Origin of the sequence: Methylobacterium cerastii, assembly GCF_022179125.1 — a bacterium.
GTDB classification, from domain to species: Bacteria; Pseudomonadota; Alphaproteobacteria; order Rhizobiales; family Beijerinckiaceae; genus Methylobacterium; species Methylobacterium cerastii.
The window spans coordinates 1-24101 of sequence record NZ_BPQG01000008.1; the positions used below are offsets into that span (position 1 = coordinate 1).

Here is a 24101-nt window from a genome sequence, read left to right on the forward strand (position 1 = left end):
AGCTTGGGCCGAGCCTGCGGCCAGGGCCATCCCCGAAATCGCCTCGGACGGCGCCTTCGGCGCGACCATCCAGACGCTGCTCGCCCGCATCGACGGCCTCGACCGCACCCTGGCGGAGGAGCGCCTGTCGGTGGAGGACGCGGCGCAGCGCCGGATCGCCGACATCGAGTCGCGCATCGGCGCGGCGATCGGCGCCAGCACGGCCCCGGTCCAGCAGGTCGCCGAACGTCTCGGCGACATCGAACGCCGCATGTCGGCGCTGGGCGAGCAGCTTGCCGCCACCCGGCCCCCGGGCCGGCGCGGCCGCCCGGCTGCGGCCGAGATCCAGGACGCCGTCCAGGACATCCGCCAGCGCCAGCGCGAGCTCGGCGATGGCCCCGTTTCCGGCTCGGGCTCCGGTGCCAGCGTCGTGGCCGCCATGCGCGAGGACCTCGCCCGCCGCCTCGACGCCACCGTCGAGGATCACGCGGCGACCGAGACCGCGGTCTCCGAGCTTCGGCGCGAGACCCATCGCCTGCGCGAATCGATCGGCCATCTGGCCACGCGCCGCGACCTCGGCGCCCTGGAGCAGGCGGTGATCTCGCTGGCCAGCGGCGTCGAGCGCGTCGGGGCGCCGGCCGACTTGGCCGCCATCGCCGAGCCGATGGAGATGATCCGCCTGCAGGTCGAGCGCCTCGCCGACGACGTGAGCGAGAACGTCCACACCCGCGTGGCCGGCGAGGTCGAGCGCTTGGCGACCCGCCTCGACGCGGCCGCCGCCGGGCGCGGCAGCTCGGTCGACGACGACGCGCTGAAGAACCTGTTCGGCGAGCTGGAGGAGATCCGCCGCCTGATCGCGGCGCTCGCCGGGCCGGAGCGGATCCAGAGCCTCGCCGCCGGCGTCCAGGCGATCAGCGCGCAGATCGTCCAGCTTCAGAAGGCCGCGAGCGCAGGCAGCGACACCGCCCTGCGTCCGCTGCTCGAGGAGATCCGCAGCGGACTCAACGCCAGCGCTCCCACCTCGCCGGCCCTCGTCAACCAGATCGATGCGATCGCCTCGAAGCTCGATGCGATGCAGGCCGGCGCGCGCGGCGCCGACGCAGCCAGCTCGAAGGCGATCCTCGGGCGGATCGACGCGCTCGCCGACAAGGTCGACCGCGTCAGCGCCCAACCGGTGGGCGACCTGATCGGGCGGCTCGAAGGACTCGGCGAAAGCCTGGGCGAATCCCTGCGCCAGCCGGCGATGCCGGGCGGCGACGTCGCATCGATCCACGCGATGCTGCGCAACCTCGCCGACAAGGTCGACCGCGTCGGCGCCCGCACCGGCGACGACGGCCTCGACGCCCTGGAGAAGCAGGTCGTGTCGCTGGCCGACCGGCTCGACGCCCGCAGCGGCGACCCGTCGCTGGCGAGCCTGGAACGGACCATGGGCGACCTGCTCGAGCAGGTTTCCGCTTTGCGCGACGAGGCGCCGATCGAGGCCGCCGTGGCGCGCGCCACCCGCAGCGCCGTCGCCGACTCCATCGGTGCTACGCGCAGGACCGCCGAGACGAGCGAGTTCGGGCTGCTCCGCGCCGGCCTCGCCGACATGCATGCCCGGCAGGCGGCCTCCGACCAGCGCCTCGCCACGACGCTCGAAGGCGTGCAGACGGCCCTGGAGCGCCTGACCGGGCGGCTCGACGCACCGTCGGCCGCCGCGCCGGCCCGCGCCCCGATCGGCACCCGCGCGGTGCCGCTGGAGGACCGCCTGCTCGCCTCCACCACCGTCGAGGCGCCGCGTCCCCGCACCGCCCGCCGGCCGGAGCTCCCGGCCGCCGCACCGACAGCGCCGGACGCGTCGCGCGCCGGCGACGAGCTGCTGGAGCCCGGCGCCGGGCGCCCGTCCAAGGACGCATCCCCGCGAGAGCGCCACGCCCGCGACCGCGCCGAGCCCGCCGAGGCGGACGGCGGGGCCGACATCAAGACCAACTTCATCGCCGCCGCGCGCCGCGCCGCCCAGGCCGCCCAGGCCGAGGTCGCGTCCGAGGCCGACCTCTCGGCCGCGCGCCGCGAGTCACGCACCGCCCGCCGGCCGGCGCCGGTGGTCGAGGCGGCGGGCGACGGCCCCGTCGCGCGCCTGCGCGCCGAGATCGACCGCCGCCGCCGGCCGCTGCTGCTCGGCCTCGCGGCGATCGTGCTCGCGCTCGGAGCCCTGCAGGCGATCAGCATGCGCCCGACCTCGAACGGCGACGCCGCCCGCGCGACCCAGCCGCCGACGGTGCTGGCCGACACCGCCGCGCCCAGGACCGAGCCGAAGGCCGAGCCGCGGGCCGAGAAGCCCGAGCCGGCGATGCCGGCGGAGGCCCGCCCGATCCCGGCCGACCCGCAGACCACCCAGTCGCTTCCGACCCCCGCCGAGGCGAAGCCGGCCTCGGCCAGGAGCGCGGTGCCGCAAGTGTCGAGCATGGCCTCGCTCGCCGGCGACCTCTCCGCCCTACCCGCCGGCCTGTCGAAGCTGCGCCAGGCGGCGCAGGACGGCGACGGCGTCGCGGTCTGGGAGCTCGCCGGGCGCGCTGCGGACGGGCGCGGCCTGCCCCGCGACCTGTCGCTGGCGGCCAAGCTCTACGAGAAGCTCGCCGTCGCCGGCTACGCGCCGGCCCAGTACAAGTATGCCGGGCATTTCGAGAAGGGCGCCGGCCTCGTGCGCGACCTCGACAAGGCCAAGATGTGGTACGGCCGCGCCGCCGAGCAGGGCCATGCCCGCTCGATGCACAACCTCGCGGTGATCTACGCCGAGAACCCGGGCGCCACCGGCAAGCCGGACTACGCGTCGGCCGCCTCGTGGTTCAGGCAGGGCGCCGAGTACGGCGTCCGCGACAGCCAGTACAACCTCGCGGTGCTCTACGCCCGCGGCCTCGGCCTGACCCAGGACCTCGCGCAATCCTACGCGTGGTTCGCCGCCGCCGCCGCACAGGGCGACGAGGATGCCGGCAAGAAGCGCGACGACGTGGCGACCAAGCTGAACCCGTCCGACCTCGCCGCGGCGCGCAGCCTCGCCGCGAACTTCAAGCCGCACCGCCTCGACCGCGCGGTCAACGAGCCCCCGGTCTCGAAGGACGCCGCCGGGCCGATGACGCTCCTCGGCGCGCCGGCACCGATGGCGCCGGCCCTCGCCCCGGCCGGCCGCAAAGGCGTCTGAGCGCACAGCGATCCGCCCGGGACGACGGCCGGGGCGGCGAAGCTTGACCATGATGCCGCAGTGCGGGAACCACTCTGCCGCGGCGTTCGTAGAATCGTGTGATTCGATAGGCGACCGCCGATCCGCAGCGGGCAAACCGGAGATCGGATGGCGCGCGTCTCCCCCGTACCGACCGGCGCCGTCCTCCTCGGTGTCGCAGGGCTGATCCCGTTCGTGGGCTTCGCCGCCCTCGCCGTCAGCGGCAGCGACGGCGGCCTCGGCACGATCGGCCTGTCGCCGCGCACGATCCTCTCGGCCTACGGGGCGGTGATCGCGTCGTTCCTCGGCGGCATCCGGTGGGGCGCGGCCGCCGCGCGCAACGCCGGCAACGCCGACTACCTCATCGCCATCGTCCCCTCGCTCCTGGCTTGGGCCGCGCTCGCGGCGCCGGCGCCGTGGGACCTGCGGACCCTCGGCATCCTGGTGCTCGCCTGGGGCATCGTCGATCAGGACCTCGTCCGGCGCGGCCTCGTCCCGGTCTGGCTCGGGCGCCTGCGCCTCGTGCTCTCGGGCGTCGCCGGCGCCGCCCTGCTCGTCGCCGCCTAACGCCCGCGATCAGAACGGCAGCTTCATCCCGGGCGGCAGCGGCAGGCCCTTGGTCATCTCGGCCATGCGCTCCTGCGCCGCCTGCTCGGCCTTGCCCCGCGCGTCGTTGACAGCGGCGAGGACCAGATCCTCCAGGATCTCGCGCTCGTCGGCGACCATCAGGCTCGGATCGATCGCGACCGCCTTGACGAGCCCCTTGGCCGTCATCGTCACGCGTACCGAGCCGCCGCCGGAGGCGCCCGAAACCTCGACCGTGTCGAGCTCGGCCTGGATGCCGGCCATCTTCTCCTGCATGGCCTGAGCCTGCTTCATGATGCCCATGATGTCGCGCATGCGGGTCGGTCTCTCGGTTGCGGGGTGAGGACGTGATCTGGGGAGCCGGTCTGGCGGATGCCAGCGTCAGGCGTCGTCAGCTTCGACATCCTCGAGGCCGGCCCCATCGAGCCCGGCGGGCGCTTCGAGGTCGGCCGGCGCCTCGGGCGCGGTGTCGCGCACGTCCACGATCTGTGCGCCGGGGAAGCGCGCCAGCACCTCGCGCACCAGCGGATGCGAGGCTGCGTTCTCGCGGCGGCTCTCCACCGCGGCGCGGGCCTGTGCGTCCAGCGTCGGCGCGCCCGCTTCCCGCGAGGCCGTGACGACCCAGCGCCGGCCGGTCCATTGTTCGAGCGCCTTGGCGAGGTCGGCATGCAGCGACGGGCGCCCGCCCTCCGCCTGCCGGAACTCGATGCGGCCGTCCTCGAAGCGCACGAGGTGCGCCTCTCGCTCCAGCGCCGACTTCAGCAGGATGTCGCGGCGCGCGTCGGCCAACGCCACCACGTCCTCGAACCGCGACAGGCGCGGGCCGGCCGGCTCGGCGGGCCGGGCCTGCGTCACGGGCGCGGGCGCCGCCGGGACGGGCGGCGAGACCAGGGCCGGGCGCGGCGGCGGCAGCGGCCGAGCTTCCACGGGCGAGCGCGCCTCAACCGGAGGTGCGGGTCGCGTGGCTGGCTCGGGCGCCGCGGGGACGGTAGGCGCGGCCGGAGCCGGAATCGGCGGGGGCGGCGCGATCGGCCGGGGCGCCGGGGCGTCGAGGGCTGGTCGAGCCGGTGCGTCGCCCTCCTGCGCACCGGCGGCGAGCGCTTCGGCCCTGAGTTGTCGCAACGCCTCGTCCGGCGTCGGCAGGTCGGCGGCGTAGGCGAGGCGCACCAGCGCCATCTCGGCGGCCGCCAGCGGCCGAGCCGCGCTCGCGACCTCGGGCACCGCCTTCAGCAGGATCTGCCAGGCCCGCGACAACGCCCGCACCGGCAGCCGCGCGGCGAAGTCGCCGCCGCGGCGGCGCTCGATCTCGCTCAGCGTCGGGTCGGCGGCGGCGGCCTCGGGCGCGAGCTTCAGGCGGGTGACGAGGTGGGTGAAGGCGGCGAGATCCGAGAGCACCACCGACGGGTCGGCGCCGGATTCGTACTGGCTGCGCAGCTCGGCGAAGGCGGCGGGCACGTCGCCGCGCATCACCGCCTCGAACAGGTCGAGGATGCGGGCCCGGTCGGTCAGGCCGAGCATGTCGCGCACGCCCGAGGCCGTGACGGTGCCGGCCCCGTGGGCGATGGCCTGGTCGAGGAGCGAGAGCGCGTCGCGCACCGAGCCCTCCGCCGCGCGCACGATCGCGGCCACCGCCTCGTCCTCCGCGCCGACGCCTTCGGCGGCGCAGATCTTCTGGAGGTGGGCGGAGAGCACGTCGGCCTCGACGCGGCGCAGGTCGAACCGCTGGCAGCGCGACAGGATGGTGATCGGGACCTTGCGGATCTCGGTCGTCGCGAACACGAACTTCGCGTGCGGCGGCGGCTCCTCCAGCGTCTTCAGGAACGCGTTGAACGCGTTGCCCGAGAGCATGTGGACCTCGTCGATGATGTAGACCTTGTAGCGGGCCGAGACCGGCGAATAGCGCACCCCGTCAATGATCGCGCGCACGTCCTCGATGCCGGTATGCGAGGCGGCGTCCATCTCCAGCACGTCCATGTGCCGCGATTCCATGATCGCCTGGCAGTGGACGCCCAGGGTCGGCATCGCGATGGTCGGGCCGGTGTCGGGGGCGCCGACGGGCGCGTAGTTCAGGCCGCGGGCGAGGATGCGGGCGGTGGTCGTCTTGCCGACGCCGCGCACGCCGGTCAGCATCCAGGCCTGCGGGATGCGCCCGGCCGCGAAGGCGTTGCCGAGGGTGCGCACCATCGCGCCCTGGCCGATCAGGTCGTCGAAATCCTTGGGGCGGTACTTCCGCGCCAGCACGCGGTACGGCGTCTGCGCGAGGGCAGGCGCCGGAAACCCGGGCAGGCCCAGCTCGTCGTCAGGCGTGCCGGTGCTCGCGTCCATGCGCTCTTCGGGGGTGCGTCTTCGCTCTTCGCGGTCGTGCCTTGGCCGCCGCTGCGGGCCGCTCGACCCGCGGTTCCTGCGGTGGAACGAGGTGGGAGGCTGGACGAAGACCCGCTCGGTCTCGTTAGGGCTGCTTCCTTCCGGACCTGACCCGGTTGGCGAGTGAAACGTCCCTCGCCAACCTCCCGCGGCCTATATGGCCGGAGGCTCCGGCGATGGCAAGCGGCCCGGTCACGAAGCCTCGGCGGCTGCGGGACTGCCGGCGCGAGTCACGGCGGCGGCCGCGAGCACGAGGGCGAAGCCGAACAGGAACACCGGGTTGATCGAGAGCTCCTCGAACATCAGCGAGGGCACCATGAACAGCACCGTGTAGAACACGAGCGGGCCGAACCGCTGCGGGCTGAGCACGATCCGTACCGTCCCGACGAGGAAGGCGAGCGCGACGAGGACCCCGCTCTGGAGGGCCAGGGTGACGACGGCGTTGTGCGGCGTGCCGACGCCGGCCATCATCAGGAGCTGGTTCTCCTTCGCGACGTTGCCGAGGCCGAGCGGATGGGTCGCGGCGAGTTGCAGCCCGGCCGCGGTGGAATCGAGCCGCTCCAGGATGTTGCTGTCGGCGTGGCTGTCGGCGACGAACCGCTTCTCGATCGCCGACTGGAGCTGCTCCGGGACGGGCGCGTAGCCGGTTGCGCTGAACAGCATGACGAGCCCGCAGACGACCGCCGCCCCCGACAGGACGGCGTAGACGCTGACGCTCTTGCGGAGGATCAGCCCGAGGACGATCGCCGGCAGGATGAGCCCGGCGCGGTTGTTGGTCAGCGGAAAGCTGACGAGGAGGCCTGCGAAGTACGCCACGTAGATCGCGCTGCGGCCGGTGCGGTACCAGAGGTAGGCCGCCGCTGCGCCGGCCAACGCGAACACGTGCCCGGTCTCGTTGCCCGCGGTCCAAAGGCCGCCGAGCTTGTCCTTCATGAACAGGACGAATTCCGGCTCGAGGCCGTCGGTCGGCACGGCAAGCCCGACGGCGGTGAGCTCGATGCCGGCCGAGGCCGCGACCAGGACCAGGAGCGAGCCGGCGAAGCCCAGGAGCGTGCCGACCGCGAAGCTGTCGGCGGCCGCCGGCTCGCGGAGCAGGATCACGAGCTGCGTCGCCTGGACGAAGTACAGCAGCAGCACCAGGGTCAGGTACAGGTCGCCCTGCTGGACGTCGGCCTTCGCCACCAGCGAGGCGACGAGCAACAGAACGACCACGCCGATCGGCAGCGCCCGCGCCAGGAGCGTGGACAGGATGCGCGGACGGAGCAGAAAGTACGGGATCGTCAGGAACGGCAGCGCGTCCGACAGGCGCAGGAACGGCAGCCCGAAGGTCGAGGTCATCACGTTGAACTGCAGCGCGAAGCCGACGCCGAGGATCACGAGCCGGTCGAGCCGGCTCAGGGACACGCCTCCGGACGCCGGAACCGCCCGCTGCGGCTCGGCCGGGACGATGCCTCCCTGGGCGATCCGCATGCACGCCTCCTCGAAGTCCGGCACCCTCGGCGACCGGAGAGGGCCGACCTTGCACGGGATAGGTTTGGAAAGGCTTGCGACGGCGGACGACGAGAACGCCTGATCCCGGCGGGCTGGGGGCGCCACGGATTGGACGCCGCCCCGTTGCCCCATGCCTCGCCGACCCCATCTGCCGTCGCAGCATCCCCGAGCGCGTTCGGAGACCGGAGGACGGATGGACAGTTCGAAGGGCCACGGCCGCTATTCCTACAGCGCGTTGCCGGACCGGCCGACCTACGACTGGCCGGATGGCCGGCGCCTCGCGGTCTACGTCGCGCTGAACCTCGAGACCTTCGACTTCGGGTCGGGGCTCGGTGCCGAGCTCGCCCCCGGCGGCCCGCAGCCGGACGTGCTGAACTACGCCTGGCGCGATTGGGGCAACCGCGTCGGCGCGTGGCGGATCAAGGCGCTCCTCGACGAGCTCGGCCTGCCGGCGAGCGTGCTCGTCAACAGCCGCCTCTACGCCGACTGCCCCGGCCTGATCGAGGCGTTCCGCGCCCGCGGCGACGAGGTCGTCGGGCACGGGCGCACCAACGCCGAGCGCCAGGGCACCCTCGACGAGGCTGGCGAGCGCGCGCTCATCGCCGAGGCCACCGCCCTGCTGACCGAGCACGAGGGCAAGCCGCCCGCCGGCTGGCTCGGACCCTGGATCTCGCAATCGCGCCTTACCCCCGACCTGCTGGCGGAAGCCGGCTATCGTTACCTCCTCGACTGGGCCCACGACGACCAGCCGGTCTGGTTCGCGACCCGCGACGGCGGCCGCATCCTCTCGGTGCCCTACCCGCAGGAGCTGAACGACATCCCGGCGATCGTCGCCCGCAAGGAGACCGGGCGGCAATTCGCCGACGCGATCTCGGACGCCTTCGACGAGATGCTGGAGCAATCGCGCCACGCGCCGCTGGTGATGGGGATCGCGATCCACCCCTACATCGTCGGCCAGCCGCACCGGCTGAGGCCCCTGCGCGCGGCGCTCGCCCGCATCGCGGCACAGCGCGACGCGGTGTGGCTCACCACCGCCGGCGCCATCGCCGAGCATGCCGCGGGCGCGATGGCAGACGCAAAGGGTTAAAGCGATCATGGGGGTGGACCGGCCGGAGGGCGTGAGACCGCGCCGCGTCCTGATGCTGGGCGGCACAGGCACCATCGGCCGCGCGACCGTGCGGGCGCTGGTGACGCGCGGGCACGAGGTCGTTTGCCTGGTCAGGCACTCGCCGGAGGCCGCGCGAATCCCCGAGGGCGCCGTCGCGCGGGGCGTCGACCTCGCCGACCCGGCGTCGCTGGCGCGCGACGGCGTCCGCGGCGAGGCGTTCGACGTCCTGGTCTCGTGTCTCGCCTCCCGCACCGGCTTGCCCACCGACGCCTGGGCGATCGACCACGGAGCGCATGTGCGCGCCCTGGAGGCGAGCCGGGCGGCCGGAGTCGGGCACGTCGTGCTGCTCTCGGCGATCTGCGTCCAGAAGCCGGTCCTCGCCTTCCAGCACGCCAAGCTCGCCTTCGAGGCCGAGCTGATCGCGTCGGGGCTCGACTACACGATCGTCCGGCCGACGGCCTTCTTCAAATCGCTGTCGGGGCAGGTCGAGCGCGTACGGCGCGGCAAGCCGTTCCTGGTCTTCGGCGACGGACGACTCACGGCCTGCAAGCCGATCGGCGACGACGACCTCGGGGCTTACCTCGCGGACTGCCTCGACGATCCCGCGCGCCGCAACCGGGTGCTGCCGATCGGCGGGCCGGGCGAGGCGATCACGCCGGAGGCCCAGGGCGAAGCGCTGTTCGCGCTCCTTGGGCGCGCGCCGCGCTTCACGCACGTGCCGGTGGCGCTGCTGGACGTGATCGTCGGCGTGCTGGCGACGCTCGGACGATTTCTGCCGGCCTTGGCGGCCAAGGCCGAACTCGCCCGCATCGGGCGCTACTACGCCACCGAGTCGATGCTCGTGCTCGACCTCGCGACCGGGCGCTACGACGCCGACGCCACCCCTTCGACGGGGTCGGAGACGCTGTTCGACCATTACGCGCGGCTCGTCCGCGGCGAGGCGGTGGCCGAGCGCGGCGACCACGCGGTATTCTGAGGACGCCCGAACCCGACGCGACCGTCGCGCTGCGAAGTCCGACCGCGCTTGCGCTCCGCGCAGCCGCATCCGATGGTTTTTCGCGTGCGGGCCGCGGGTCCGCTCCTGAGAAGTCCGCTTCTGAAAAGCAGGTGTCCATGAGCCGTCGCGAGGCCTTCGTCGTCGATCCCGGAACCGAGGACGCGCAAAGGCGCGCCGCGGACCCGCGCGCCTCGGCCTGGGTCTCGGCCAACGCGGGCGCCGGCAAGACCAAGGTGCTCACCGACCGGGTGGTGCGGCTGCTGCTCGACGGGGCGGCGCCGGCGCGCATCCTGTGCCTCACCTTCACGAAGGCCGCAGCCGCCAACATGTCGATCCGGATCTTCCGGACGCTGGGGCGCTGGGTGACCCTCGGCGACGCGGCGCTCTCGGCCGAGCTCGTCGCGCTCACCGGCCGGGCGGCCTCGCCCACCGACCTCGATGCGGCGCGGCGGCTGTTCGCCCGCGCGGTCGAGACGCCGGGCGGCCTGAAGATCGAGACGCTGCACGCGCTGTGCGAGCGGCTGCTGCACATGTTCCCGTTCGAGGCCAACGTGCCCGCCCGCTTCGCAGTGCTGGACGAGAACCTCGCCGCCGAGATGTTCGCCCACGAGACCGACCAGGTGCTGGCCGCCGCCGTCGGCGGCGACGCGGCCCTCGGCTGGGCCCTCGACCTCGTGACGCCGGAGGCGACGGGCGAGGCCCTGCGCAAGGCGATCCGGCAGGCGATGGCCGCGCGCGAGGTGCTCGGCGCGGGCGGCGGCCTGCGGCCGCAATTCTCCCGGCTCGGCGCGGCGCTGGGCCTTCGCGCCGGCGAGACCGCCGACACCGTGACGGCGTCGATCCTGGAGGGCGGGATCGACGACGGGCCGGGCTTCGCCGCGCGCCTGCGCACCGGGAAGGCGACCGACGAGAAGCTCGCCGACGGCCTGCTCGCCGCCGACGCCGCCACCGACGCGACGGAGCGGCTCGACCTCTATCGCGCGGTGTTCTTCACCGCCAAGGACGAGCCGAAGGCCGACAAGAGCCTCGGCACCAAGGCGGTCCCCGAGGACGTGCGCGAGGCGCTGACCGCCGAGCGCGACCGGCTCGTGCCGCTGTTCGACGCCCTGCGCGGCGCCCGCGCGCTCGCCCGCACCGAGGCGCTGTTCACGCTCGCCGCCGAGATCCACCGCCGGATCGAGGCGCAGAAGGCCAAGCTCGGAGCGCTCGACTTCGACGACCTGATCCACAAGACCCTCGACCTGCTCTCGCGGGTCGACGCCGCCTGGGTGCTGTACAAGCTCGACCGCGGCGTCGACCACGTCCTCGTGGACGAGGCGCAGGACACCAACCCGCAGCAATGGCGGATCCTCGACCGGCTCACCGCCGAGTTCGCCACCGGGGCCGGCGCCCGCGAGCAGTTGCGCACGCGCTTCGCCGTCGGCGACCCGAAGCAGTCGATCTACAGCTTCCAGGGCGCCGAGCCGCGCGAGTTCGCGACCATGCACGGCAAGTGGCGGGGCGAGGCGAAGGCGGCCAAGCTCAAGTTCGAGGACGTCGCGCTGGGGCTGTCCTTCCGCTCGACCCTCGGCGTGCTGCGGGCGGTGGACGCCACCTTCGGCGTGGCCGAGCATTACGAAGGCCTCGGCTTCGAGGACAAGGCGGTCGGCACCGTCCACACCACGGCGCGGGCCGGGGCGCCCGGCACGGTCGAGCTGTGGCCGGTGGCGGAGCCCGTGGAGGAGGTCGAGCCCGACGCCTGGGCGGCGCCCGTGGACGCGCCGGAGGCCAACGCGCCTGCGATCGTCACCGCGCGCCGGATCGCCCGCGCGGTGCGGACCTGGGTCACCGCCGGCGACACCAGCGGCCGGGTCTGGCGGCCGGGCGAGGTTCTGGTGCTGGTGCGCAAGCGCGGCCCCGCCTTCGAGGAGGTGATCCGAGCGCTGAAGGGCGCTGGCGTGCCGGTGGCGGGCCAGGACCGGCTCGACGTCGGCGCGCACATCGCGGTGGCCGACCTGGTCTCGATCGGCCGGGCCGGGCTGCTGCCCGCCGACGACCTGACGCTGGCCTGCGCGCTCAAGACGCCGCTGGTCGGCCTCACCGACGACCACCTCGTCCGCATCGCCGCCGACCGCGACCGGTCCGAGACCCTGGAGGACGCGCTCGGCCGCCACGCGGCGGCCGGCGACGCGGCGGCGATCCGTGGGCGCGATGCGCTCGCCGGCTGGATCGCCGCCGCGGGCGCGCAGGGACCGTTCGGCTTCTACGCCGCCCTCCTCGGGCCGGGCGGGGGCCGGGCCGCCCTCGTCGCCCGCCTCGGGGGCGAGGCGGGCGACGCCATCGACGTGTTCCTGCTCGGGGCCGCGCAGGCGGAGGCCGGGGCCGACGCCCCCTCGCTCGCCGGCTTCCTGGCGCGCTACTGCGCCGGAGGGCGGGGCGAGGCCGGCCACACGGTCAAGCGCGACATGGAATCCGGCCGCGACGAGGTGCGGGTGATGACCGTGCACGGCGCCAAGGGCCTGGAGGCCCCGGTCGTGGTGATGATCGACGGCTGCGAGGCGCCGGGCGGCAACGACCCGCCGCTGCTCGCGATGCCGGGCGACGTGCCGCCGGTGTGGTCGACCGCGAAACCCTACGATTCCGAGGCGATCGGCGCCGCGCGCGAGACCCTGCACGTGCGGGCCCGGGAGGAGCACAACCGCCTGCTCTACGTGGCGATGACGCGGGCCGCCGACCGGCTCGTGGTCGCGCCCTTCCGCGGCCAGACGCCGGTGGGGCCGACCGCCTGGTGCGAGATGATCCGCACCGGGATGGTGCAGGCGTTCGGCGAGGGCGAGGCGGTGGAGACCGCCTACGGCCCGGTCACCCTGTGGCGGGACGGGACCGGCCCGGAGACCGGCACGGCGCCGGCCGAGCCGGCGCCCGAGCCCGCCGCGCTCCCCGCATGGCTGCGCGAGCCGGTGGCCCCCGAGGCCGCCCCCGCGCCGCCGATCTCGCCCTCGGGGGTGATGCGCGCGGCCGACGGCGAGCGCCGGATCCCGCCACGGCAGGCCGACACCGAGGCGCGCCGGCGCGGCAAGCTGATCCACGCCCTGCTCGAGCACCTGCCGCGCCTCGAGCCGGCCGCCCGCGAGCCGGCAGCGACGGCGTTCGTGGCCGCCCGCGCGCCCGCCTTCCCGCGCCCTGCTCGCGCGAACGTCGTGCGGGCGGCCCTCGACCTGATCGAGACGCCCGACCTCGCGCCGCTCTTCGCCCGCGATGCGCGCGCCGAGGTCAGCCTGTCGGGGCGGGTGGTGGTGGAGGGCGTCGAGCGGCCGGTCTTCGGCCGCATCGACCGCCTCGCGGTCGCCGACGGCATCGTGCGACTCGCCGACTTCAAGACCGGACGCCCGCCGGACGAGGGCGCGCCGCCGCCGCGCCCCGAGACGGCGCAGATCGCCCTCTACGCCCGGCTGCTCGCGCGGATCTACCCGGACCACGCGATCCGGCCGATGCTGGTCTGGACCTCCGGCCCGGTGATCCGGACCTTGAGCGAGGACGAGATCGCCGAGGCTTTGGCCGGGCTCGGGCTCGCCGCAGCCTGAGGCGGCTAGGGGGATCTCGCGGCGGCCCGCGCCCCATGCGGGCGGCCCCTGCGGAAATGGCGGTTGCGTCGGCGCGCGAGAACCAGCATCAGGCATCCCGTATTTCGGGCCGTTCGGATCGCCGCCGCCGGATTCTCGTCACGGGAACGCCGAGGGTCGGAGCGAGCCGAAGCGCCGTCGCCTGTCGACGCCGTCCGTGATCGTTCAGGCACAGGGAAATCCGACATGAAGACGCGCGCAGCCGTGGCGTGGGAGGCGAAGAAGCCGCTCACCATCGAGACCATCGACATCGAGGGGCCCAAGGCCGGCGAAGTGCTCGTCGAGGTGATGGCCACCGGCATCTGCCACACCGACGCCTACACCCTCTCGGGCCTCGATTCGGAGGGCAAGTTCCCGGCGATCCTCGGCCACGAGGGCGCGGGCATCGTCCGCGAGGTCGGCGCCGGCGTCACCGACCTGAAGGTCGGCGACCACGTGATCCCGCTCTACACGCCGGAATGTCGCGGCTGTAAGTCGTGCCTGTCGCAGCGCACCAACCTCTGCACCGCGATCCGCGCGACGCAGGGCCAGGGCGTGATGCCGGACGGCACCTCGCGCTTCTCCTGCGTCTCCACCGGCGGCAGCCCGGGCGGGTCCGACACCCTGTTCCACTACATGGGCTGCTCGACCTTCTCGAACTTCACCGTGCTCCCGGCGATCGCACTCGCGAAGATCCGTGAGGACGCCCCCTTCGACAAGGTCTGCTACATCGGCTGCGGCGTCACCACCGGCATCGGCGCGGTGATCTACACCGCGAAGGTCTGGCCCGGCGCCAACGTCGTGGTGTTCGGCCTCGGCGGCATCGGCCTCAACGTGCTCCAGGCCGCGCGGATGGTGGGCGCCGACAAGATCATCGGCGTCGACATCAACCCCGACAAGCAGGAGATGGCGAAGAAGTTCGGGATGACGCACTTCATCAACCCGAAGGAAGTCGGCAACGACCACGTCGTGGCCGCGATCCTCGACGCGACCGGCGGCGGCGCCGACTTCTCGTTCGACTGCACCGGCAACGTCAACGTGATGCGCCAGGCGCTCGAGTGCTGCCACCGCGGCTGGGGCGAGTCGATCGTCATCGGCGTGGCGGAAGCCGGCAAGGAGATCTCGACCCGTCCGTTCCAGCTCGTCACCGGCCGCGTCTGGAAGGGCTCGGCCTTCGGCGGGGCGCGGGGCCGCACCGACGTGCCGAAGATCGTCGACTGGTACATGGAGGGCAAGATCAACATCGACGACCTGATCACCCACACCATGCCGCTCGACCAGATCAACCACGGCTTCGACCTGATGCACGAGGGCAAGTCGATCCGCTCGGTGGTGATTTACTAGGCCACGACGCGTACGCCCTCCCCCCTCGAGGGGGGAGGGACATGCCCGCCCGACCGTCCCGATCAGGAGATCACCCCATGGAAACCGTCTCGAAGGCCCTCTCGCATGGTGGCGTCCAGGGCGTGTACCGGCACGACGCCGAGACCACCGCCTGCCCGATGACCTTCGCGGTCTTCGTGCCGCCGCAGGCCAAGGACGGCCCGGTGCCGGTGCTGTGGTACCTTTCGGGGCTGACCTGCACCCACGCCAACGTCATGGACAAGGGCGAGTACCGGCAGGCCGCCGCCCGCCACGGCGTGATCGTCGTCGCGCCGGACACCTCGCCCCGCGGCGAGGGCATCCCCGACGAGGCCGGCAACTGGCAGTTCGGCTCCGGCGCGGGCTTCTACCTCGACGCGACGGAAGCTCCCTATTCCGCGAACTACCGGATGTGGAGCTACGTCACCGAAGAGCTTCCGGCGCTGATCGCGAAGAACTTCCCCGCGGACATGAGCCGCCAGGGCATCGTCGGCCACTCGATGGGCGGCCACGGCGCGCTCACCATCGCGCTGACCTATCCCGACCGCTTCAAGTCCTGCTCGGCCTTCGCACCGATCGCCCAGCCCTCCACGGCGGGCTGGTCGAAGCCGGCCTTCGAGAAGTATCTCGGCGCGGACACCGCGGCCTGGCGCGCCCACGACGCCACCGCGCTGATCGAGGACGGACACCGCTTCCCCGAGCTCCTGGTGGACCAGGGCACCGCCGACAGCTTCCTCGACGACGGCCTGCGGCCGTGGCTGCTGGAAGAGGCCTGCAAGAAGGCCGGCATCGCGCTCACCCTGAACATGCGCGAGGGCTACGACCACTCCTACTTCTTCATCTCCAGCTTCATGGACGACCACATCGCCTGGGCCGCCGCCCGGCTGAAGTGACCGGACGGTGCCCGCCGCCTGACAGACCGCACGAAGCTTCGGCGCCGCATGGCCGGTGCCGGGGGTTTTACAGGCCCGCGATGCTATAACCTTCCGCAAAGACGCCGCCGCCCGATCCGGGACGGACGTCGCGACGGGAGGATGCCATGGCCGGTCTCGACAGGCGACAGGTGCTGATGCGGGCCGGGCTCGCGGCGATCGGCGCGGGGCTTCCCTTCCGCGCCGCCGCCGAGGACCGGATCGCCCTGCCCTTCGGCAACGGCGCGCGCGCCCTCGTCCGCTATCCGGGCAAACGCCCGCTGATCCAGCTCACCAGCCGCCCGCCGCAACTCGAAACGCCGTTCTCGGTGTTCGACGAGGGTGCGATCACGCCCAACGACGCCTTCTTCGTGCGCTACCACTTGGCCGACCTCCCACTCGCGATCGACCCGGAGACGTACCGACTGGAGATCAAGGGCCATGTCGAGCGCCCGGTCGCGCTGTCGCTTGCCGACCTCAAGCGCATGGCGCCGATGGAGGTTGTCGCGGTGAACCAATGCTCCGGCAATTCCCGCGGCTTCGTCGAGCCACGCGTCGCAGGCGGCCAGCTCGGCAACGGCGCCATGGGCAACGCCCGCTGGACCGGCGTGTCGTTGAAGGCGGTGCTCGACGCGGCTGGCATGAAAGCCGGCGCGGTGCAGGTCGCCTTCGACGGCCTCGATGGCCCGGTGATTCCCGAGACCCCGGACTTCGTGAAGGCGTTGACCGTCGATCACGCCCGCTCCGGCGAGGTGATGCTGGCTTGGGGCATGAACGGTCAGGACCTGCCCTTTCTCAACGGCTTTCCGGTACGCCTCGTGGTGCCGGGATTCTACGGCACGTACTGGGTGAAGCACCTCGGCGCGATCACCGTGCTCGACCGACCGTTCGAGGGCTTCTGGATGAAGTCCGCCTACCGGATCCCGGACACGCCGTGCGCCTGCACCGAGCCGGGCAAGGCGCCTGCGGCCACGGTGCCGATCGCGCGGTTGAACGTGCGCTCGTTCGTGACGAACCTAAGCGACGGCGCCAAGGTCAAGGCCGGGCCGACATCGCTTCGCGGCATCGCCTTCGACGGCGGCTCCGGCGTCGCGCGCGTCGAACTCTCGACGGACGACGGCCGCACCTGGATACCGGCCGAGCTCGGACAGGATCTCGGCCGCTACGCGTTCAGGACTTGGACGGCGACCACCGAACTCGGTGCCGGCATGCATGCCATTCGTGTGCGCGCGACAGCCAAGGATGGCGCAGGCCAGCCGATGGAGCCGCAGTGGAACCCGCCGGGCTACATGCGCAACGTCGTCGAGACCACCCGCATTCAAGCGGCCTGAAAGGGGGAATCGATGTCCATTCGCTGCCACATCGTACTTATGGTCTCGCTTTGGGCGGGCGCAACGACGGCCGCGCCACTGGATTACGCGTTGCCGGATGCCTATTCCGAATTGCGTTCGAGCGCAGGCCAAGAGGTCGGCCGCACGGCGGCGCAGGGCAATTGCCTCACCTGCCATTCGACCGACTACATCGCGATGCAGCCGCCGGGCAAAGGTAAGGCGTTCTGGGATGCTGAGGTGACCAAGATGATCAAGGTCTATCACGCCCCGATCGACGAGGCGGACGGCAAAGCGATCGCCGCCTATCTCGCGGACGCCTACTGAGGACGTCCCGCCGACGCGGACCGGTTCAGCGAAGGGCCGTCCCCGGAAGGGTCATCGATGTCGCTTCCGCGACCGCTCCGTGTGACGGCGTCTGCTCGGACAGGTAGATCCGGCCGCCCACGAACAGCAACGCGAGCGCCCAGAACACAATCGCGGCGCGGCGCGTCTCGCCGTAGCTCCCGAACTTTCCGGAGATCTTGGCGTCCGCACAGGCGCGCGACATCTCCATCGGCTCGCCGAAGGGGTCGTAGGCTGTCGTGAGTTGGTCGAGCTGGGCGGTCATGATGGAAGATGTCGCGCTTGGGCGCGCCTGAATCAATGGTTGCGTCTTCCGAAGATTCCTCGATAAGGAAAGACTTCTTCTCCGCCTGATCCTCGGCGTGGAAGTTCCTTCCCAAGCGCCCCTCGGGGTGCGGATTCTGCCGAGCGAGAGGCCGCATGGGCGCTGACTCGAAGCCGATGACGACATCCGCGCGCACTGAGCCGACCGCCGGCGCCGGCCCGTTCGCGCTGCTGCCGGGCATCCTCGTCTGCGTCGCGATCACCGGGATCGCCATGGGCGTCCAGGCCGCCGAGGAGCGCGCGCTGGATCACCCCTACATCGAGGCCCTGGTGATCGCGATCCTGCTCGGCATCGCGGTCCGCAGCGCCTGGGTGCCGGGTCCGCGCTTCCGCAGCGGAATCGCCTTCAGTGCCAAGCAGCTGCTCGAGCTCGCCGTGACCCTGCTCGGCGCCTCCTTGAGCCTCGGGGCGATCGTCGCCTCGGGGCCGGCGCTGCTCACGGGCATCGTCGGGACCGTGATCCTGACGATCGCGGCGAGCTACGGCATCTGCCGCCTGCTGGCGCTGCCGGCGCGGATGGCGATCCTCGTCGCCTGCGGCAACGCGATCTGCGGCAACTCGGCGATCGCCGCCGTCGCCCCGGTGATCGGGGCCGACAACAAGGACATCGCCGCCTCCATCGCCTTCACCGCCGTGCTCGGCGTGCTGATGGTGCTCGGGCTGCCGCTGTTCGTGCCGCTGGCCCACCTCTCCGACAACCAGTACGGCGTGCTCGCCGGCCTCACAGTCTACGCGGTGCCGCAGGTGCTGGCGGCCACCGTGCCGGTCAGCCTCGTCAGCACCCAGGTCGGCACCCTGGTGAAGCTCGTGCGCGTGCTGATGCTCGGCCCGGTGGTGCTGGCCTTCTCCGTCATCGCCCGGTGGCTGCCGGCCGACGGCGGCGCCGCGACAAGGCCCGGCCGCCTGAGCCTGACCCGGCTGGTGCCGTGGTTCATCGTCGGCTTCCTGGTGCTGGCGAGCCTGCGCTCGCTCGGCCTGATCCCCGACGCGGCCGCGCTGCCGATGACGAGGTTCGCCGGCCTCCTCACCGTCGTCTCGATGGCGGCGCTCGGCCTAGGCGTCGACGTGCGCATCCTCGCCCGCGTCGGCGGCCGCGTCACCGCCGCCGTCACCGGCTCGCTCCTCTTACTCATCGGCATCAGCCTCGTGCTGATCCGGACGCTCGGCATCCCCTGAGCGGCTGCGACGCGGGCGCCGAGACGGTCTATCCTCCGCGTCCCCCGGCGCGACGCCGTCACGAAGGATCGAACCCCATGCGCCTGGATGCCTCCGAACGCGGCGTCTTCCCGATCGCCCCGACGCCGTTCCATGCGGACGGCCGCATCGACGTCGACTCGATCGACCGGCTGACCGACTTCTACGCCGAAAACGGCGCCACCGGCCTCACCGTGCTCGGGGTGATGGGCGAGGCGGGCAAGCTCGATCAGGGCGAGGCGCTCGATGTCGCCCGCCGCTTCATCGTGCGGGCGGAGGGCCTGCCGGTGATCGTCGGCGTCTCGGCGCCGGGCTTCGCCGCGATGGCGTCGCTGGCCCGCAGCGCCATGGATGCGGGCGCGGCCGGCGTGATGATCGCGCCGCCGAGCACGCTCCGCACCGACGACCAGATCGTCGGCTATTACGCGCAGGCCGCCGAGGCGATCGGCGCCGACGTGCCGTTCGTGATCCAGGATTACCCGCTGACCTTCAGCGTGGTGATGACGCCGGGCGTGATCCGCCGGATCGTCAACGACAACCCGGCCTGCATGATGCTCAAGCACGAGGATTGGCCGGGGCTGGAGAAGATCTCGGCGCTCCGCGGCTTCGAGGCGGACGGCACGATGCGGCACATCGCGATCCTGTGCGGCAACGGCGGCCTGTTCCTCGATTTCGAGACCGAGCGCGGCGCCGACGGCGCGATGACCGGCTACGCCTTCCCCGACATGCTCGCCGACGTGGTCCGCCTGGCGGCCGCCGGCGAGCGCGATGCCGCGCACGACCTGTTCGACGCCCACCTGCCGCTGCTGCGCTACGAGCAGCAGCCCGGCATCGGGCTGGCGGTCCGCAAATACGTGATGGCCCGCCGCGGACTGATCGCCTCGCCCGCCCAGCGCAAGCCCGGCGGCGCCCTCGGCAAGAGGGCGGTGGCGGAGGTCGAGTACCTGCTCGGCCGCCTCGCCCGACACGACCCCCGCGCCGCGTTGGCCCCGGTCTGACGCCTCACGTCGCTTATACCAAGTCTCATGGGTCAGAACCCATGAGGTCCGGCGAACGACCGCCGCCCCGCAGTCGCGGGGGCCGAACCTCGATGAGTCGGGCTCACCGAGGTTCGGTATTACACGTCTCATCGAAGCGAAACGCGATCAGTCCCGCTCCCTCGCCGTCATCCCGGGGCTGCGCAGCAGAGCCCGGGATCCAGAGCCGCCGACAGCGCAGGATCGAGCACGACCTGCGGTTCTGAATCCCGGGCCCGCCTTCGGCGCCCCGGGACGACGGCTAGGGTTGCCGAAACCGGGTTTGCCAGAACCGCATCCCGGATCGATCCGTTGGCGATCGGATCACCCTTCCCCGTCACCCCCGAGCGACCATTCGCCGACGCGGGCGAGGTGGTCGTAGTCGCCGTAGGACTTGGCGTATTTCGGGTAGGGCCGCGAGGTGTAGGCGGCCTGCCCCGTCATGAAGCGGGCGACGAGCCCCTTCAGGCGCGTGGCGTGCTCCTCGACGATCTCGGGGACGGTGCGCGGATCGCCCTTGGGCGGCTTGACCGCCAGCGGCACGAACGGCTTCCGCCCTCCGGAGGCGTGGACGTAGAGCAGGTCCGGCGCCGCGTCCGCCGCCGGGAAGCCGTCGAAGGCGCCGTGCATCAGCATGGCCGCCTCCAGGGTCAGCTGCGGCGAGAAGCCGGCGAAGATTTCCCGCGCCGAGGGCGGCGCGCCGGTCTTGAAGTCGACGATGCAGGCGCCGTCGGCCCCGCGCTCGATCCGGTCGGCGCGCGCCCGCAGGGTGAAGGTCTCGGACCCGAGCGGGATCGCCCAGCGGCCGAAGATCTCGGGCTCGACGCGGGCGAGCGTCGCCCGCCGCGCGATCTCCCAGGGCAGGTAGAGCGCGGCCATGCGCTCGTAGCGCGGCCACCACTCGGCGTAGAGCTCGGGGTAAATATCTTCGATTTTCGCGAACGAGTTTACGGCGATCTGAGTCAACTCCTCACGCGCGCGATCGAAGCTGGGCAACACATCCGGGTAGGTTTTCGCGAACTCATTGAAGATCGCGTGGATCATCGTGCCGCGGTCGCCCGCGCCCGGCCGCTCCGCCACCGCCTCCAAGGGATCGAGCCCGAGCACGTGGCGCGCGAAGATCGCGTAGGGGTCGCGGACCAGCGTCTCGATCTCGGTGACGCTGAGGCTGCGCGGAAACAGGGCCGGGTCCGGCTTCGGCTTCGGCTGGGTCAGGCGCGGTTGCGCCGCCGCGGTGTCGAGCGCTCGCGCGTAGCCGGCAAAGCGACGACCCGCGTCGAGCGCCGTCGCCCACGCCGCCTCGCCCGCGAACGCGCGGATGCGCTGCAGGAAGCGCGACGGCACGGTCGGCGAGCCCTCGCGCTTGGCCGCGCGGGTGATCACCGCGTCGCGGCAGCTCATGCCCTGCACGAAGTCGTGGGCGGCTTGGCCGAGCTGGCGCTCGGGCGGGTTGAGGCCGACGCGCTCGCGCATCGGGCGGTTGAGGAAGGCGTCCGTGGTGGTCTTGCCCGGCCAGACGCCCTCGTCGAGCCCAGCGAGCACGACGCGATCGTAGTGCATCAGGCGCGATCCGAGCGGATCGAGGATGCTCAGGCGCGGGTGCGGCGCCGGACCGGCGCAGGGCACGGTACGGTCGGCGGCGAGCGTGGTGAGGAAGGCGGGGTAGTCGTCGAAGTGTCCCGGCAGCAGCGCCGCGTCCGCCTCCGCGCGGTGGCCGACGAGGTTGCGCACGTCGTCGAACAGCGTGTCGAGGCAGTTCAGCGAGGCGTCCGCGATCGGCTCCGTCACATCCGCCGGCCGCGCCAGCAGCGCCTCGCAGACCTCGGCGTGGAGGCGTGCCGCCTCGACGAGGTCGCAGGACGCAGGCTCGGTGCCGCACGCGCCCGCGAACGCCGTGAGCGGGGCGAACGCGGCCTCCAGGTGGTCGAGGATCGCCGCCGCCAAGTCCCAGTCGAGGTCGGAGAGGCGCTGCTTGGCGCGGGGCTGGTGCCTGTGCGGGGCGGCGCGCTGGGCGGCAAGCGCATCCTTCAGGCCCTGGAAGCTGCCGGCCGGCGCCGGGCCGCGCAGCACGCCGATCTCGAGGGCCGCCGCCCCGCGCACGACGTCGCCGCGCGGAAGGCCGAGGCCGACCAGCGGGTGGGCCAGGAGCGCGATGATCCGCGGCGGGATCGCGTCGCCCTGCTCGGCGTGGAGGTCGACGGCAAGCTCCGCCGAGAGCCGTGCCAGCCGGCCCGCCGAACTGCGGCTCAGCGTCGACCCGGCGCTGTCCTCGGCGACGATGTCCCAGCGGGCGAGCTCGGCGGCGACCCGCATGGCGAGCGCGCGGTCGGGCGTGATCAGGGCGGCCGTCCGGCCCGGGGTGGCGAGCGTTTCGCGCAGGGCGAGGGCGGCGATCAGCGCCTCGTCGCGCTCGTCGGCGGCCTCGGCCACGGCGAGCCCGGCGAGGCCTTCACGGCCGAGGGTGTCGCGCAGGGCCGGGTCGAGGCGCGCCCAGGCGTCGGTGGTCTCGGCCGGGCGCAGGGCCTGGGACAGCAGGGCGGCGCGCGCGGTCGCCTCGGGATCGTGGCCGCCGAGATCGACGATCGCGGCCCGTGCGAGGCCGAGGCAGCCGGGGCCGAGCAGCCGATGCAGCACGGCCTGCGGATGGCCGTGGGCGACCTCGCGGTCGAAGCCGGCGCCGGTCTCGATCGCGTCCCACCCGGCCTCGTCGAGGTCGAGGTCGAGCCCCGGAAGCACCACCGCGCCGTGCGGCAGCCCCGCCACCGCGGCGATGAGCTTGGCGGTGGCCGGCACCGAGCCGGTGGAGCCGGCGATCACCACCGGGTCGCGCGGCCGCGCGCGGGTCAGCCGCGCGGCCTCCGCCAAGACGAGGTCGCGCGCGCGCGAGACCGGATCGGTGAGGCCGCGCTCGGCCAGGATCCGCGGCCAGTTCTCGGCGGCGATCCGCACGAAGTCGAGGGTCAGGCCGAAATAGCGCGAATACTCGGCCTCGACGGCGCCCGCGATCTCCGACCAGGGCAGCCCCTCGACGGTCAGCGCGTCCATCAGGCCTTCGAGGTCGGCGGCCAGCGCCACCGCGTCGGCGGGCGAGGCCGGCACCAGGAACGGCACCTCCTCGTCGATCGGCAGCAGCGAGCGATCGACCGCCTGCGCCCAGGACTGCACCAGCCGGGCGAGGATCAGCCGGCGCTCCAGCTTCTGCATCTCGGGGTCGAGCCCGGTGGCGGCGTTCGCCACGAGCGGCATCGCGGCGAGATCCAGCTCGGCCTCGTCCGCCTCGCCGAGGGGGATCATCCGCGGCAGCAGCGCCGCCTCGCCGAGCCGCGCGGCGAGGCGCTTGGCCAGCTCCTTCGCCACCCCCGGCGTCGGCAGGTAGATCGTCACGGCGGCCAGCGCCAGCGGGTCGCCCCCGAGGTCGCCGACGAGGCGCCCGTCGAGCAACGCGTCGACCAGCGTCGGCAGGAACGGCGCGCCGCGGGTGATGGTGAAGACGTGGGAGGGTTCGATCGGTTCGATCTGGGTCAACCGAAGATCCGTTCGCGCTCGTGCGTGAAGTTGAGGGCCTTCCTGCCGGACATCGCGCTCGTCAGGTAGAGGTGCAGGTCGTCAGTGATCAAAGTCACGTCCGGCTCTTGAGCATCCAGGATCGAGACGTCGTTGAGACCGAGCCTGTCGAAGTCGGAGGCATTCACGGCGACCGCACTTGGAACATATGTCTCCGTTGCCGCCTCGGCATAGCCACGAAACGCCTGAAGTACGGGGGCGAGACGAGCCTGGTCGAACTGCCGGATCAGGTTCGAGGTCTCGGCGAGGACGTTCGGCGTCGTGACGAAGACCGCCGCATCCCCGATCAGGAGCTTCAGCAGCGCGAAGTCGTCGATCGTGTAGATCCGTGTCCGCCGGTGGGCGGCGATGTAGGTTTCCGACGCGGTCCCGACGAAGAGCAGCAGAAGCAGGTTCGTATCGATGAACAGGCGTCTCGCACTCAAGGCTCGACTCGGCGGTCGGTGACGGAGACGACGCGGCCGTCGTCATCCTTGAGGTGCACCACCTTGTAGGATCGCTTGAGGTCGAGATCGCGCCCAAGTGCCGTCACCAGCGGCTTCGACGCGTCCCAAGGACGCGAAAAGCCGACGGTGATGAGCCATTGGTTCAGTGCGTCGTCGAACCGAATCTCTTCGAGGCCGATGTTCTTCGGCTGCTCGGCATCGAAGACCGTGGCGACATAGTCCTTCGCTTTGGAAACCGCTTCCTTCACGTCCACCGGGACCTCCGCAGCGACCAGGGCCAGCCTCGACGCGAGCAATCTAGAGGTTCCGC

General features: G+C 72.5%; 18 protein-coding genes and 1 other RNA gene. 11 read left to right on the top strand and 8 right to left on the bottom strand.

Features of this window, described 5'->3' with window-relative positions; translation table 11 throughout:
• The coding region (locus tag MFF13_RS04350; RefSeq protein WP_238271046.1) for a hypothetical protein at positions 1-3157 on the top strand (3157 nt) is incomplete at its 5' end.
• A 147-nt stretch (positions 3158-3304) separates the two neighbouring features.
• Positions 3305-3742 carry a DUF3429 domain-containing protein gene (locus MFF13_RS04355; protein ID WP_147763909.1) on the top strand — a complete coding sequence of 146 codons (438 nt, stop codon included), beginning with the start codon at positions 3305-3307 and terminating at the stop codon, positions 3740-3742.
• A gap of 9 nt (positions 3743-3751) precedes the next feature.
• Here the strand turns inward: MFF13_RS04355 and MFF13_RS04360 are convergent, their stop codons facing one another.
• From MFF13_RS04360 to MFF13_RS04375, 4 genes are all read right to left on the bottom strand, one after another.
• A complete protein-coding gene (locus MFF13_RS04360) occupies positions 3752-4075 on the bottom strand; it encodes a YbaB/EbfC family nucleoid-associated protein (protein WP_147830461.1) in 324 nt (107 codons plus the stop codon).
• Positions 4076-4141: 66 nt separating this feature from the next.
• Positions 4142-6085, bottom strand: a complete 1944-nt coding sequence (locus tag MFF13_RS04365) for a DNA polymerase III subunit gamma/tau (RefSeq protein WP_147830459.1) — start codon at positions 6083-6085, stop codon at positions 4142-4144.
• Positions 6086-6175: 90 nt separating this feature from the next.
• Positions 6176-6272, bottom strand: an RNA gene (gene ffs / locus MFF13_RS04370) — signal recognition particle sRNA small type.
• Between the two features lie 44 nt (positions 6273-6316).
• The gene (locus tag MFF13_RS04375) at positions 6317-7594 is read right to left on the bottom strand and encodes an O-antigen ligase family protein (protein WP_147830457.1); all 1278 of its coding nucleotides are present in this window, start codon (positions 7592-7594) and stop codon (positions 6317-6319) included.
• Positions 7595-7808: 214 nt separating this feature from the next.
• On the opposite strand from MFF13_RS04375, the gene MFF13_RS04380 reads away from it, so the two are divergent.
• The 7 genes from MFF13_RS04380 to sorB all read left to right on the top strand — a co-directional run bounded on the left by MFF13_RS04380 (position 7809) and on the right by sorB (position 17229).
• Entirely contained in the window at positions 7809-8702 is an 894-nt protein-coding gene (locus tag MFF13_RS04380; RefSeq protein ID WP_147830455.1) for a polysaccharide deacetylase family protein, read from the top strand.
• A 52-nt stretch (positions 8703-8754) separates the two neighbouring features.
• The gene (locus tag MFF13_RS04385; protein WP_147754484.1) at positions 8755-9699 is read left to right on the top strand and encodes an NAD(P)H-binding protein; all 945 of its coding nucleotides are present in this window, start codon (positions 8755-8757) and stop codon (positions 9697-9699) included.
• Positions 9700-9836: 137 nt separating this feature from the next.
• On the top strand, positions 9837-13283 hold the full coding sequence (gene addA, locus MFF13_RS04390) for a double-strand break repair helicase AddA (RefSeq protein ID WP_147830452.1): 3447 nt from the start codon (positions 9837-9839) through the stop codon (positions 13281-13283).
• A gap of 225 nt (positions 13284-13508) precedes the next feature.
• Positions 13509-14645 carry an S-(hydroxymethyl)glutathione dehydrogenase/class III alcohol dehydrogenase gene (locus MFF13_RS04395; protein WP_147751016.1) on the top strand — a complete coding sequence of 379 codons (1137 nt, stop codon included), beginning with the start codon at positions 13509-13511 and terminating at the stop codon, positions 14643-14645.
• 77 nt (positions 14646-14722) lie between these two features.
• Positions 14723-15556 carry an S-formylglutathione hydrolase gene (fghA, locus tag MFF13_RS04400; protein ID WP_147830450.1) on the top strand — a complete coding sequence of 278 codons (834 nt, stop codon included), beginning with the start codon at positions 14723-14725 and terminating at the stop codon, positions 15554-15556.
• Between the two features lie 146 nt (positions 15557-15702).
• The gene (gene sorA / locus MFF13_RS04405) at positions 15703-16905 is read left to right on the top strand and encodes a SorA family sulfite dehydrogenase catalytic subunit (RefSeq protein WP_147830448.1); all 1203 of its coding nucleotides are present in this window, start codon (positions 15703-15705) and stop codon (positions 16903-16905) included.
• A 12-nt stretch (positions 16906-16917) separates the two neighbouring features.
• Positions 16918-17229 carry a SorB family sulfite dehydrogenase c-type cytochrome subunit gene (sorB, locus tag MFF13_RS04410; protein ID WP_238271048.1) on the top strand — a complete coding sequence of 104 codons (312 nt, stop codon included), beginning with the start codon at positions 16918-16920 and terminating at the stop codon, positions 17227-17229.
• Positions 17230-17254: 25 nt separating this feature from the next.
• Here the strand turns inward: sorB and MFF13_RS04415 are convergent, their stop codons facing one another.
• A complete protein-coding gene (locus MFF13_RS04415) occupies positions 17255-17512 on the bottom strand; it encodes a hypothetical protein (RefSeq protein WP_147751020.1) in 258 nt (85 codons plus the stop codon).
• Positions 17513-17667: 155 nt separating this feature from the next.
• Here MFF13_RS04415 and MFF13_RS04420 point away from each other — a divergent pair, with 155 nt between their 5' ends.
• Positions 17668-18747 (top strand): YeiH family protein, encoded by a 1080-nt coding sequence (locus tag MFF13_RS04420; protein ID WP_373322484.1) that lies wholly within the window; start codon positions 17668-17670, stop codon positions 18745-18747.
• Between the two features lie 77 nt (positions 18748-18824).
• A complete protein-coding gene (locus tag MFF13_RS04425) occupies positions 18825-19763 on the top strand; it encodes a dihydrodipicolinate synthase family protein (RefSeq protein ID WP_147830446.1) in 939 nt (312 codons plus the stop codon).
• A 342-nt stretch (positions 19764-20105) separates the two neighbouring features.
• Here MFF13_RS04425 and addB read toward each other — a convergent pair whose 3' ends face one another.
• Genes addB through MFF13_RS04440 form a run of 3 tightly spaced genes read right to left on the bottom strand, consistent with a single transcriptional unit; the run spans position 20106 to position 24045 of the window.
• Positions 20106-23306, bottom strand: coding sequence for a double-strand break repair protein AddB (addB, locus tag MFF13_RS04430; RefSeq protein WP_238271057.1), 3201 nt, complete (start codon positions 23304-23306; stop codon positions 20106-20108).
• Complete coding sequence (locus tag MFF13_RS04435) at positions 23303-23770, bottom strand: PIN domain-containing protein (protein ID WP_147830445.1); 468 nt, start codon at positions 23768-23770, stop codon at positions 23303-23305. Before MFF13_RS04435 ends, addB begins: the two co-directional genes overlap by 4 nt.
• Positions 23767-24045, bottom strand: a complete 279-nt coding sequence (locus tag MFF13_RS04440; RefSeq protein WP_147751023.1) for a hypothetical protein — start codon at positions 24043-24045, stop codon at positions 23767-23769. The genes MFF13_RS04435 and MFF13_RS04440 overlap by 4 nt, the downstream gene beginning before the upstream one ends.
• Positions 24046-24101: the final 56 nt, after the last annotated feature.